Origin of the sequence: Streptomyces violaceus, assembly GCF_036014075.1 — a bacterium.
Lineage (GTDB): Bacteria > Actinomycetota > Actinomycetes > Streptomycetales > Streptomycetaceae > Streptomyces > Streptomyces violaceus.
In genome coordinates this window covers 909,806-921,452 of record NZ_CP107911.1, presented here as the reverse complement: position 1 = coordinate 921,452, position 11,647 = coordinate 909,806, and the positions used below count along the sequence as shown (strand labels likewise).

Annotated in this window: 12 protein-coding genes; 1 reads left to right on the top strand and 11 read right to left on the bottom strand. The window is 71.6% G+C overall.

What is annotated here, in order from left to right:
- Window positions 1–5: 5 nt before the first annotated feature.
- The 6 genes from OG542_RS04295 to OG542_RS04270 form a co-directional block, all read right to left on the bottom strand.
- A complete protein-coding gene (locus OG542_RS04295) occupies window positions 6–1,004 on the bottom strand; it encodes an LLM class flavin-dependent oxidoreductase (protein WP_328408344.1) in 999 nt (332 codons plus the stop codon).
- Between the two features lie 51 nt (window positions 1,005–1,055).
- On the bottom strand, window positions 1,056–2,213 hold the full coding sequence (locus tag OG542_RS04290; protein ID WP_328408342.1) for a GTP-binding protein: 1,158 nt from the start codon (window positions 2,211–2,213) through the stop codon (window positions 1,056–1,058).
- Between the two features lie 4 nt (window positions 2,214–2,217).
- Window positions 2,218–2,388, bottom strand: a complete 171-nt coding sequence (gene rpmF / locus OG542_RS04285; RefSeq protein WP_328408340.1) for a 50S ribosomal protein L32 — start codon at window positions 2,386–2,388, stop codon at window positions 2,218–2,220.
- A 103-nt stretch (window positions 2,389–2,491) separates the two neighbouring features.
- Window positions 2,492–4,087: a sodium/solute symporter gene (locus tag OG542_RS04280; protein WP_328417756.1), complete on the bottom strand. Its 1,596-nt coding sequence runs from the start codon at window positions 4,085–4,087 to the stop codon at window positions 2,492–2,494.
- A complete protein-coding gene (locus OG542_RS04275; protein WP_328408338.1) occupies window positions 4,084–4,530 on the bottom strand; it encodes a DUF485 domain-containing protein in 447 nt (148 codons plus the stop codon). Before OG542_RS04275 ends, OG542_RS04280 begins: the two co-directional genes overlap by 4 nt.
- Window positions 4,531–4,961: 431 nt before the next feature.
- Window positions 4,962–6,170, bottom strand: coding sequence for a right-handed parallel beta-helix repeat-containing protein (locus OG542_RS04270; RefSeq protein WP_328408336.1), 1,209 nt, complete (start codon window positions 6,168–6,170; stop codon window positions 4,962–4,964).
- 111 nt (window positions 6,171–6,281) lie between these two features.
- Here OG542_RS04270 and OG542_RS04265 point away from each other — a divergent pair, with 111 nt between their 5' ends.
- A complete protein-coding gene (locus tag OG542_RS04265; protein ID WP_328408334.1) occupies window positions 6,282–6,776 on the top strand; it encodes a phosphatase domain-containing protein in 495 nt (164 codons plus the stop codon).
- 41 nt (window positions 6,777–6,817) lie between these two features.
- Here OG542_RS04265 and OG542_RS04260 read toward each other — a convergent pair whose 3' ends face one another.
- From OG542_RS04260 to egtA, 5 genes are all read right to left on the bottom strand, one after another.
- Entirely contained in the window at window positions 6,818–7,033 is a 216-nt protein-coding gene (locus tag OG542_RS04260; protein WP_193477460.1) for a dodecin, read from the bottom strand.
- A 128-nt stretch (window positions 7,034–7,161) separates the two neighbouring features.
- Window positions 7,162–8,124, bottom strand: coding sequence for an L-histidine N(alpha)-methyltransferase (gene egtD / locus OG542_RS04255; protein ID WP_193477461.1), 963 nt, complete (start codon window positions 8,122–8,124; stop codon window positions 7,162–7,164).
- Window positions 8,121–8,912 carry an ergothioneine biosynthesis protein EgtC gene (egtC, locus tag OG542_RS04250; RefSeq protein ID WP_328408328.1) on the bottom strand — a complete coding sequence of 264 codons (792 nt, stop codon included), beginning with the start codon at window positions 8,910–8,912 and terminating at the stop codon, window positions 8,121–8,123. The genes egtD and egtC overlap by 4 nt, the downstream gene beginning before the upstream one ends.
- Window positions 8,912–10,249, bottom strand: a complete 1,338-nt coding sequence (egtB, locus tag OG542_RS04245) for an ergothioneine biosynthesis protein EgtB (RefSeq protein WP_328408326.1) — start codon at window positions 10,247–10,249, stop codon at window positions 8,912–8,914. Before egtB ends, egtC begins: the two co-directional genes overlap by 1 nt.
- Window positions 10,246–11,547 (bottom strand): ergothioneine biosynthesis glutamate--cysteine ligase EgtA, encoded by a 1,302-nt coding sequence (gene egtA / locus OG542_RS04240; protein WP_328408324.1) that lies wholly within the window; start codon window positions 11,545–11,547, stop codon window positions 10,246–10,248. Before egtA ends, egtB begins: the two co-directional genes overlap by 4 nt.
- Window positions 11,548–11,647: the final 100 nt, after the last annotated feature.

Below are 11,647 nucleotides of genomic sequence, written 5' to 3'. Positions count from 1 at the left end.
GGACTCTAACCGGAGGTGATCGCGGCCAGCCGCCGGTAGGAGTCCAGCAGGGCCTCGCGGTCGTACGTGCTGGTGGTGACCAGGACCTCCTGCGCCCCGGTCTCCTTCAGTACCGTCTCCAGCTCGTCGGCGACCTGCTCCTCGGTGCCGGCGAGCTGGCCGCTGAGCCCGGACGCGCAGAAGCCCTGCTCCTTGGCCGTCATGGTGAGCGCCTCGACGCGCTCGGCGGGCGGCAGGGGAGGGAAGGTGCCGTGGGTGCGGGAGTACGCCATCGCCCAGGCTTCCGGGACGAGCAGCCGCCGGGCCTCCTCGGGGGTGGCGGCCACGGCGATGGTGCCCGAGATGACGACGTACGGCTCCGGCGCCCAGGCGGAGGGGCGGAAGTGGTCGCGGTAGTGGTCGATGCCGCGCCGCATCTTCTCCCGGTTCCTGAGGTCGCCGATGACCATGGGCAGGCCCGCACGGGCCGCGATCTCGGCACCCTCGCCCATGGCCAGGACGAACGGCGGCACGGTCAGCCCCTCGGCGGGGCGGGCGTGGACCCCGGTGGGGGAGGTGCCCCGGAACCAGCCGAGCAGCTCCCGCAGCTGGGCCTCGAAGTCCTCGGCGTCGTCCTTGTCACGGCCCAGGGCTCTGCGCACCCCGTCCGTGAAGCCGACGGACCGGCCCAGACCCATGTCGATCCGCCCGGGGAACAGCGATTCCAGCACCCCGAACTGCTCGGCCACGACCAGCGGCCGGTGGTTGGGCAGCATCACCCCGCCGGTGCCGACCCGGATCGTCCGGGTCGCGGCGGCGACGGCGGCGGCCAGCACGGTCGGCGCGGACCCGGCGACCCCGGGGACGCCGTGATGCTCCGAGACCCAGAGCCGGTGGTAACCGAGCCGCTCCAGCTCCCCCGCCAGCCGCACGGTGTCCCGCAGCGCCTCGGGGTGGGTGTGCCCCTCGCGGGTGCGGGAGCGGTCGAGGACGGAGAAGCGGGTGGACGCGATCAGGGAACTCACACGGGGTTCAACGCCTGAGAAGCCGCGGCATTCCCGGCCCGCGCCCGGCCGCTACGCCGCGTGCTCGTGGTCGCACGCCTCGTCGATGCCGAACGTGTCCCAGGCGGGGAAGGGGTCGTCGCCTGGGCGGCTCTCGCCCGGCCCCGCCAGGCAGTCGGTCAGTGCGGCGTGCAGGGCCTTCGTGTCCAGTCCTGTCCCGATGAACACCAGCTCCTGAGCGTGCGGGGAATCGGTGTCACGGGCCGCGGAGGGTTCGAAGCGGGCGACGGAACCGGCCTGCGACCACAGACCCGTGATGTGCGGGCGGCTCGCCAGGGTGAAGAAACCCTTGGAGCGCAGGATCCGCCCGCACGTTCCCCCGTCCAGGTCCTCCGTCACGAACGTCCACAACCGCTCGGCGTGAAAAGGCAGTTCGGAGCGGAACACGGTGGAGGAGATGCCGTACTCCTCGGTCTCGGGCACGTGGTCGCCGTTGAGCTCGCGGACCCAGCCCGGCGCCTGCTGGGCGCGCTCCAGGTCGAACAGGCCGGTGCCGAGCACCTGGTGGAGGTTCACCCGGCCGTGGGTCGCGGGGACGAGGCGGGCGACCGGGTTCAGGCGGGTCAGGGCCGCGCGCAGCCGGGCCGCCGTCTCCGCGTCGACCAGGTCGATCTTGTTGAGCACCAGTACGTCGGCGAACTCGACCTGGTCGACGAGCAGATCGCTGACCGTGCGTTCGTCGTCCTCGTACGGGGCGAGACCCCGCTCGGCCAGGTCGTCGCCGTTCTCCAGTTCCGTGAGGAAGTGGGCCGCGTCGACGACCGTGACCATGGTGTCCAGCAGGGCCAGGTCGTCGAGGGTGGCGCCGTCGTCGCGGGCGAAGGAGAAGGTGGCCGCGACGGGCATTGGTTCCGAGATGCCGGAGCTTTCGATGAGGAGATGGTCGAACCGGCCCTCGCGGGCCAGCCGGTCCACCTCCTCCAGCAGGTCGTCCCGCAGGGTGCAGCAGATGCAGCCGTTGGTCATCTCGACCAGGCGTTCCTCGGTCCGTGACAGGGCGGCCTCGCCGCCGCGCACCAGGGCCGCGTCGATGTTGACCGCGCTCATGTCGTTGACGATGACGGCGACGCGCAGCCCTTCGCGGTTCGCCAGGACATGGTTGAGCAGGGTGGTCTTGCCCGCCCCGAGAAACCCGGAGAGCACGGTGACGGGCAGCCGTTCGTACGGCATGGCACTAGTCCTCGGGGCGCAGCAGCCCGCGCTCGTAGGCCTTGACCAGGTTCTGCGGTACGAGATGGCGGACGCCGTCGACGGTGACCGGGGCCAGCGTCGGGGTGGCCGCCTTCCACTGGGCGCGGCGGTGACGGGTGTTGCTGCGGGACATCTTCCGCTTCGGGACAGCCATGGGACTCCTCCTCGGTGGACGGGCACCGAGGACGCTACATGAAAATGGATCCCATTAACAATGTGCGTCCCCGGTGCCCGGCCGCCGCTGTCCCTGGTGTGCGTCAGTCGTCGGCGCCCACGAGCATCCGCACCTCGAACTCCTCGTGCGCGGTGCTCTCCTCGGCCGGGCCCTTGTCCAGCACCGTCCCGAGCCAGCCCAGCAGGAAGCCCGCGGGGATGGAGACGATGCCCGGGTTCTGGAGCGGGAACCAGGCGAAGTCGACGTCGGGGTAGAAGGAGGCCGGGGCGGAGGAGACGACGGGGGAGAACACGGCGAGCAGGACGGAGCAGGCCAGGCCGCCGTAGAGGCTGAGCAGCGCCCCCTTCGCCGTGAAGCGCCGCCAGAAGAGGGTGTAGATGATCGTCGGCAGGATCGCGGACGCCGCGATGGCGAAGGCGAGGAAGGCGAGCGTCGCGGTGTTCGCCCCCCAGGCGACGAGGGCCAGCAGGATGCCGAGGATGCCGATGACCGCTCCGGACAGCCGGGCCACGGTCAGTTCCTCCGTCTCACTGGCCTGGCCCTTGCGGATCACCTCGCTGTACAGGTCGTGCGCGAGGGACGAGGCCGCGGCCAGGGTGAGGCCCACCGCCACGGCGAGCAGGGTCAGATAGGCCAGGCAGGTCAGCAGCGCGGTGAGCACACTGCCGCCCAGCTCGTGGGCGAGCAGCAGGACGGAGGCGTTGCCCGTGCGGTCCGTGTTCTCGATGGTGTCCCGGCCGAGGAGCGCGGTGGCGCCGAGGCCGAGGATGCCGGCCCCGAAGCAGACCGCGCCCACCAGACCGACGGCCCACAGGACGGAGGAGCGCAGCACGCCGCTCTTGCGCGGGGCGAGCAGCCGCATCAGCACGTGCGGGAGTGCGGCGAGGCCGAGGACGATGGCCAGTTCGAGGCTGAAGAAGTCCAGCTTGTTGCTGACGGTCCCGCCGTAGCGCTGCCCGGGTTCGAGGAACTGCAGTCCGGTGCCGCTGCGTTCGGCGGCCCTCTCGAGCAGCGCGTTGGGGTTCCAGTCGAAGTGGTACAGCACCCAGCCCGCGGTGAACAGCACGCCCACCACCAGCATCACGGCCTTGATGATCTGGATGACCGTGGCACCGGGCATACCGCCGAGGGAGGCGTACAGAATCACGAACGTACCGATCACGGCCACGCACAGGGTGCGGGTGGTGGCGCTCGGCGCTCCGGTGAACTGCGTCAACAGCGCCACACTGCCGACGAGTTGGGCCACCAGATAGAGCGTCGCGATGGCCAGGATGCAGACCGCGAGGGCGACCCGGACCGGCCGCTGCTGCCGGGGCAGGCGCAGCGCCACCGTGTCGCCCAGCGTGAACTTCCCCGTGCGGTGCAGGGGTTCGGCGATCAGCAGCAGCACCATCATCCAGGCGACGGTGGTGCCGCCGAGGTACATCAGTCCGTCGTACCCGGTCAGGGCGACCAGTCCGGTGCTGCCCAGCAGGGTGGCCGCGGACAGGTAGTCGCCGCACATGGCCAGGCCGTTGCGCAACGGCGACATGGTGCGGTTGCCGAGGTAGAACTCGCTGATCTCGTCGCGCTGAGGGGCCGTCAGCAGTGCCGTGAACAGGGTGATCACGACCACGGTCAGGAACAGGACGAACGTCAGCTGCAGGCTGCTGTCGTCGATGGCGGCGGCGGTCGTCACCACGTGCGGAACCCCCTCGCGCCGTGCTGGAGGGGCTGCCCGGCGCTCTGGGGCGCCGTGGCCGAACGGGCGTGGCGGTTGTCGTTCTCGTGCCGGCGGGTCCTGAGGCCGCGGGCGAGCGGATCGACCCGGTTGCGCATGTGCCGGACATAGCACCAGGCGGTCACACCCATGATGACGAACTGCCCGAGGCCGAGGGTGAGTCCGATCGTGAGGTGGCCGAACAGCGGCTGATTCATCACAGCGGGAACGAAACTCGACAGGAGTACATACAGCAGGAATCCGCCGGCGGACAGGAGCGTCGCCCGGGTGCCGAACCGGCGCTGCGCGCGACGCAGGGAGTGGAATTCGGGATGGTCGGATATACGAGACGGCGGTGTGTGTTCGATGTGCGGAAGCGGGAATGTGGGAGTGTCTTCCCGCCGGGGTGGGAATTCGGGCACAGGCGCACCTTCTTCGCTGCTTTGTGCCCCGCACTCGACCCCGTCGGGGAAGTGCCGCGTCCGGCTTTCGAGCAGGGTGGAGGGATGCCGGACATGGTGAGGGGGTGCGGGCTCTGTGGGGGGCTCGTGAAATCGAAAAACTCGCTGTTCGGAATCACGCGGACGGCCTCGGGGTTCTGTGTGGAGATCCCCGACCAGCCCCGGCCGCGGGTGGTGGCGAGGCTGAATGCGGAGTATGGCAGTGCTGTGCTTGAGCCATCAACTGTGATGGTCAATTGACGTGTGTCCATGGCTCGTTCACGTCCCCGTTGAGGGGGTGACGGTACTGCGACGACCTGCGTGAAAGGATCCGCCGGCGAATAGTCCGGACCATTTCTCCGGCCAGGCTGTCTCAAAACATGCCGTACCTTCGGACAGCCCGGCCGGCCGGATCAGAAACGGGCGCCGACGGCGGTGCCGGACCGCGGGACGAGGAACGCCGGCGCCTTCGGCAGCGAACCGTCCGCCGCCCGGGGGCCGGTGAGCGGACCCGGGTCGGTGCTCAGCACCGAAGAGGCGTTCCATGTGCCGCCGAGATTCCAGGAGTTGCCGCTGGCGACCGTCTTGGACCCGACGGCCGCCGCCCGCTGGTCCGCGATGGAGAGGTTGCCGGTGAGCCGGGCGGTCCCGCCCGAGACGTCGGCGTCGAAACCCGTACCGGCGTTGCCGTACGTGGAGTTGCGGCTCAGGTTGAGGGAGCCGGGGTTGCCGTTGTCGGTGAAGCCGTGTTTGGCGTTCTTGAACGAGACGCTGTTGCGCACGGTGTGGGCCGTCGCCGGGGCCGGGCTGCCGCCGCCGAGCTTGAAACCGTTGCCGTCGCCCGCGAAGTCGGGGAAGTTCCAGCGGTTGAATCCGTTGCCGTACGCCACCGTGTTCTCGATCGTCACCGGGGAGGCGAACTCCCAGGCGTCGAAGCCGTCGTCGACGTTGTTCCACAGCCGGGCGCCGCGCACCACGTTGCCCGTGCCGGTGCCCTCCTTGACGGCCAGGCCGTCGGCGCTCTCCCCGTTCTTGCGCGGGTCGCGGTTGCCGTAACTGTCCAGGTTCAGGATCTGGTTGCCGCTGGAGGCGCCCTGGAGCTGGAAGCCGGACTCGTAGTTGCCGTGCGTGCTCAGGCGCGAGAAGACGTTGCCGTTGCAGCCGTCGCAGTAGACCCCGTACGGGCCGTTGACGATCTCCAGATCCGAGATCCGCCAGTGCGACGCCTCCATGTGGATCGCCCCGCGTTCGGCACGCGGGATGCTGCCGCCGACCGGGGTGTGGCTCGCGGGCAGTCTCTCGCCGTCGACGACCACACGCTCGCCCGGGTGCGCGGCGAGGGTGATGGGCTGGGACGCGGCCCCCGAGGTGGTGATGGTGATGTTGTCCGTGAGGGCGTACGTCCCGCCGCGCACGCTGATGGTGTCGCCGGGCTTCGCCAGGTCCACCGCCCGCTGAATGGTGTTCAGCGGCCGGGTGAGCGTACCGGGGGCGGAGTCGTCCCCGTTCGGCGCCACGACCAGGGTCGTGCCCGCGGCGACCGCCGGCCTCGCCGGACCGCCCAGCGCCATGACCAGCGCCGCCCCCGTCACCGCCACCGACCAGATCCTTGTGTTGCGCATACGGCCTCCCGCCTCTGCCTGCTGATGTCGCAGAGCAGTGGCCGCCCGGGGGGTGAAGGTTGCCGGGCGACGACGGGAAGTGCCGGGCGGACACGGCCTAGGCTGGGCTGTGTGAGTGACGATCGCAGCAAGACCCCGCTGGCCGTGTTCGACCTGGACAACACCCTTGCCGACACCGCGCACCGGCAGCGGTTCCTGGAGCGCAGGCCGCGGGACTGGGACGGGTTCTTCGCGGCGGCGCCGCAGGACCCGCCGCTCTCCGAGGGCATCGCGATGGTCCGGCAGAGCGCGCAGGAGTGCGAGATCATCTACCTCACCGGGCGGCCCGAGCGCTGCCGGCGCGACACGCTCGACTGGCTGGCCGCCCAGGAGTTGCCCGAAGGGCGGGTGTACATGCGGCGGGACGCCGACCGCAGGCCCGCACGGCTCACCAAGCTGGAGATCCTGCGACGCCTCGCCCGCACGCGTGAGGTCCGCGTCCTCGTGGACGACGACGAACTGGTCTGCGAGGACGCCCGGCGCGCGGGCTTCACCGTCGTCCGGGCGGACTGGGCCGCCCGGTCCGCCGAACTGAAGGTGGCGCAGGAGCGGGAAGGCCGGACCTGAGGGCAGGCGTGGGCGGAGCGTTCACCTCCGCCGGGAACGGCCTACTCGCCCTCTTCCAGCCGGAAGCCCACCTTGAGCCCCACCTGCCAGTGCGCGATCTGCCCGTCCTCGAGCTGGCCGCGCACCTGGGTCACCTCGAACCAGTCCAGGTTGCGCAGGGTCTGCGAGGCCCGGCCGATGCCGTTGCGGATGGCCGCGTCGACGCCCTCGGGCGAGGTCCCGACGATCTCCGTGACCCGGTAGGTGTGGTTCGACATGCCGCTGCTCCTCTTCCAGTGACGTTCCATTGACGGATCTGCCACGCGTCACTCCACCGTGCCCCACACGGCGGCGAAGCGCGAGACGTCGCCTCCCGCTCCGCCGCCGTCCAAGGGCTCGCCGGGTGTCAGCGCGCCATGCTCAGCGACAGCGCGAACCGGCCCGCGCCGTCCGTCCACCAGTGGGCCAGGTCCAGCCCCGCGGCCGACAGCTCGGTGCGCACACCCTCCTGCCGGAACTTCGCCGACACCTCGGTGCGCAGTTCCTCGCCCGCCACGAAGTCGACGCCGAAGCCGAGCGCCGGCACCTTGACCGTCTGCGCCGTACGGGACCGCAGCCGCATCTCGATCCACTCGTGCTCGGCGTCCCACCGCGCCACGTGGTCGAACGCGGCGGGCTCGAAATCGGCGCCGAGCTCACGGTTGATCACGGTGAGCACGTTCTTGTTGAACGCGGCCGTCACCCCGGCCGCGTCGTCGTACGCCCGGACCAGCACCTCCTCGTCCTTGACCAGGTCCGTGCCCATCAGCAGGGCGTCGCCCGGGGCGAGCATGCCCCGCACGGACGCCAGGAACGCTGCGCGCTCGGCGGGCAGCAGATTGCCGATCGTGCCGCCGAGGAACGCCACCAGCCGGGGCCCCGGTGTGTCCGGCAGCGTCAGTTCCGCGGTGAAGTCGGCGATCAGCGCGTGCACGTCGAGCCCCGGCCGCTCGGCGGCGAGCGCCTGCCCGGCCTGGGTGAGGGCGCTCTCGCTGACGTCGACGGGGACGTAGGTGTGCAGGTCCGTGAGGGCGTCGAGCAGGTGCCGTGTCTTCTCGGAGGAACCGGAACCGAGTTCGACCAGGGTGCGGGCCCGGGTCGCCGCCGCGATGTCGCCGGAGCGCGCGAGCAGGATCTCCCGTTCGGCGCGCGTCGGGTAGTACTCGGGCAGTTCGGTGATCTTCTCGAACAGGTCGCTGCCGTGCGCGTCGTAGAACCACTTCGGCGGCAGCGTCTTGGGGGTGCCGGTGAGACCCCGGTGGACATCGGCGCGCAGCGCGGCGTCCGTGGCGTCCTCGGGCAGATTGCGGGTGAGGCGGAACGGGCTCACGTACGGGGCTCCTTCAGCGATGCGGGGACGAGGGGGCCGGCCGGTTCCTTCAGCGGTGTGAGCAGCACGTCGGTGCGGCTCGCCGCGAGGAGGGTGCGGTCCGGGACCTCCTGCCAGTGCGGATCGTCGTCGTAGGGCTCGGAGGCCACGACCGTGCCGCCGCCCGGTCGGGTGAGGTACCAGAGGGTGTCGCCCCAGGCGGTCGCGGTGATGGTGTCGCCGTTGGTGAGCAGGAGGTTGAGCCGGGAGCCGGGGGCCGCGGCGGCGACCTCCAGAACGGTGTCGGCCATGGCCTGGCCCTCCTCGTCACCGCCGCGCAGCCGGGCCAGCACCAGCGCCCACACCAGCGCCGAGTCGTTGCGGGCCTCCAGCGACAGCAGGTCCTCCGCCGGCAGGCTCCGGGACACCGGTGCGAGCGAGCCGGGCCAGCCCTTGACCGCGCCGTTGTGGCTGAACAGCCAGGTCCCAGCGGCGAACGGCGCCGCCGCGGCCTCCGCGTCCGCGCCCGACAGGGTCGCGTCCCGCACCGCCGCGAGCAGCGCGTTCGTCCGTACGACCCGGGCGAGATCGGCGAACGACAGGTCCGCCCAGATCGGCCCGGCCCGGCGGTAGCGGGCCGGCACCGGGTCGCCCTCGGCGTACCAGCCGACGCCGAAACCGTCGGCGTTGACCGTCCCGTACCGCTGCCGCCGGGGCGCCCACGACTGCCGGTACAGGCCGTGCGGGGGTTCCACCAGGAGCCGCCCGAGCGACTCCTCCGGCCCCACGTACGCCACATGACGGCACATCAGACATCCTCCGAGCGGGCCGTGCGGAACCCGGAGAAGATCTGCCGCCGGATCGGATGGTCCCAGTTGCGGAACGTGCCCCGGCACGCCACCGCGTCCACGGCGAAGGCACCGCCGCGCAGCACCTTGTAGTCGGGCCCGAAGAAGACCTCCGAGTACTCCTTGTACGGGAACGCGCGGAACCCGGGGTACGGCAGGAAGTCGCTCGCGGTCCACTCCCACACGTCGCCGATCAACTGCCGTACACCGAGCGGGGACTCGCCGGCCGGATAGCTCCCGGCCGGTGCCGGACGCAGGTGCCGCTGGCCGAGGTTGGCGTGCTCGGGCCCCGGGTCGGCGTCGCCCCACGGGTAGCGCATGGAACGGTCACCGGCCGGGTCGTACCGGGCCGCCTTCTCCCACTCCGCCTCGGTGGGCAGCCGGCGTTCGGCCCAGCGGGCGTAGGCGTCGGCCTCGTACCAGCACACGTGCAGCACCGGCTCGTCGGGCGGTACGACCTCGGTGAGGCCGAAGCGCCGGCGCAGCCACTGCCTGCCGTCCCGCCGCCAGTACAGCGGGTGCGCGATGGAGTTCCGGCGGATGTGGGCCCAGCCGTCCGCGGCCCACCAGCGCGGGTCGTCGTAGCCGCCGTCCTCGATGAACGCCTGGTACGCGCCGTTCGTCACCGGCGTGGTGTCGATGTGGAACGGCGCGACCTCGCGCCGGTGCGCGGGACGCTCGTTGTCCAGGGCCCACGGCTCGCCGGAGGTGCCCATCGTGAACGGGCCGCCCGGGACCAGGACTTCGGAGGGGCCGGTGAACAGCGGCGCCGGCTCCGGGTCGGGCGCGGTCAGGGCCTGCGGGCCCCTGCGCAGCTGATGCGTGATCAGCATGGTCTCGTCGTGCTGCTGTTCGTGCTGCGCGATCATCCCGAAGGCGAACCCGGCCTCCGTCAGCCGCGTCCCGTGGAACGCGGTCCGCTCCAGCACGTCCAGTGCCCGGCCGCGGACGTCGGCCGCGTAGGTGCGTGCCTCCTCGGGCGACAGCAGGGGCAGCTTCGGCCGCTCGGCCCGCGGGTGCTCGAAGGCGTCGTAGAGGCTGTCGATCTCGGGCCGTATCGCCTCGTGCCCGGCGACGGCCCGCAGCAGCCACTGCTCCTCCTGGTTGCCGATGTGCGCCAGGTCCCACACCAGCGGCGACATCAGCGGCGAGTGCTGCGCGGTCAGGTCGGGTTCCTCGACACAGCTCGTCAGCAGGGTGGTGCGGTCGCGGGCGACGACCAGCGAGGCGACGGCGCGCTCGCGCAGAATCTCGGGGTCGACGGTATCGGTGTCGACGGCGGGATCGGTGTCGGTCATGGGCGGATGTCCTTCCCGTGGGCGCGGCCGTCCGTGCCGCGCTGTCGGTCGAGCAGGTCGTCGGCGGGGCAGCGGCCCCGGACGACATAGCGGTCCAGATGGGCCGCGACGGCTTCCATGACCTCGGGCGCGGCGCCGAGCCGGGGCAGGGCGTCCAGCGCGGTCGTGAAGCACGTGACGGCCACCTCGCGCAGTTCGGCGTCGGCCAGGCCGCTGCGTGCCGCGTCGAGCCACAGCGGGTTGTGCGGCGCGGGCAGCCCCAGCGTCCGCTCGGCCAGCCGCTTCACGGCCCGGTACGCGGTTTCGGCGGCCTCCGGGTCGTCGAACAGCGCCGCCGTCACGGCCAGCGGCACGATCCAGCCGTCGTCGCCGGGCTGCGCGTCGATCATGCGCAGTTCCAGGTGGCCGCGCGGCCTGACCGGCGGGAACAGCGTAGTGACGTGGTAGTCGAGGTCCTCCCGCGTGGGCGGCCTCGGCACCCCCGTCCGGATCCACTCCCGGAAGGTAAGCCCCTCCGGGACGTCCCAGGGCCCGCCGTCCCGCCGTACGCACATCACGGGGGAGTCCAGCACGTGCCGCGCCCAGGCGCCGCGCGGGTCGGTGTCCAGCGCTGGACCGCCCGCCCGGCCCGCGCCGATACGCGTCCACAGCAGCTGCCGGCTGGACATCCAGCCGGTCGGCCGGTGACCGGCGAGCGGGGAGCTGGCGAACGCGGCCACCAGGACCGGGCCCAGATGATGGGCCAGCCACCAGCGCCGTACCAGGCCGAGGGGCCCGGGCTCCTCGTGGCCGGCGTCCAGGCACACCTGCACGGAGGCGGAGGAGCACATCATGGCGCGGCCGGAGGGGCCTGTGCGGTCCAGGCAGCGCTCCATGGCGTCGTAGCGCGGTTCGCGCAGGAACCGGCGGGGTTCGTGCCAGGGATCCTGGCCGAGGCCCACCAGCGCGAGGCCGTCCTCGCGCAGGACCGCGCGGACGGCGTCCAGGTCGGCGGAGACGGTACCGATGACTTCCGTCAGCGAGGCGGCGGGGGGCGAACTCAGCTCCAGCTGGCCGCCGGGCTCCACGGTGAGCGCCGACCTCAGAGGCAGGTTCCGCACTGCGGCGTAGGCCGCTTCGAGTCGTTCGGGTGTGACGGGGAGCTGCGGTGCGCGCAGCTCGTGGACGAGCCATTCCACCTCGACCCCGAGGCGGCGTGGCGGGCCGGTCTTGAAGCAGATGCCGCGGACCAGGGCCTCGACGTCTGCTGCGGACAGAGCGGTGTGTGGCTCGGTACAGCCACTTACCGTATCGGACATGTCGGGATCCTCCTGAGATTCCACCATGCCACCGGTCCGGGCACTTCGGCTGCCCGGGCCGGGATCATTCGTTCCACCCAAGACCCTCGCGCCGCTCGGC

Bases quoted from the DNA above. Each gene is read 5' to 3' on its own strand.
- OG542_RS04290 (WP_328408342.1), bottom strand. From the start codon at position 2,213: ATGCCGTACGAACGGCTGCCCGTCACCGTGCTCTCCGGGTTTCTCGGG.
- rpmF (WP_328408340.1), bottom strand. From the start codon at position 2,388: ATGGCTGTCCCGAAGCGGAAGATGTCCCGCAGCAACACCCGTCACCGC.
- OG542_RS04270 (WP_328408336.1), bottom strand. From the start codon at position 6,170: ATGCGCAACACAAGGATCTGGTCGGTGGCGGTGACGGGGGCGGCGCTG.
- OG542_RS04260 (WP_193477460.1), bottom strand. From the start codon at position 7,033: ATGTCGAACCACACCTACCGGGTCACGGAGATCGTCGGGACCTCGCCC.
- egtC (WP_328408328.1), bottom strand. From the start codon at position 8,912: ATGTGCCGTCATGTGGCGTACGTGGGGCCGGAGGAGTCGCTCGGGCGG.
- egtB (WP_328408326.1), bottom strand. From the start codon at position 10,249: ATGACCGACACCGATCCCGCCGTCGACACCGATACCGTCGACCCCGAG.
- egtA (WP_328408324.1), bottom strand. From the start codon at position 11,547: ATGTCCGATACGGTAAGTGGCTGTACCGAGCCACACACCGCTCTGTCC.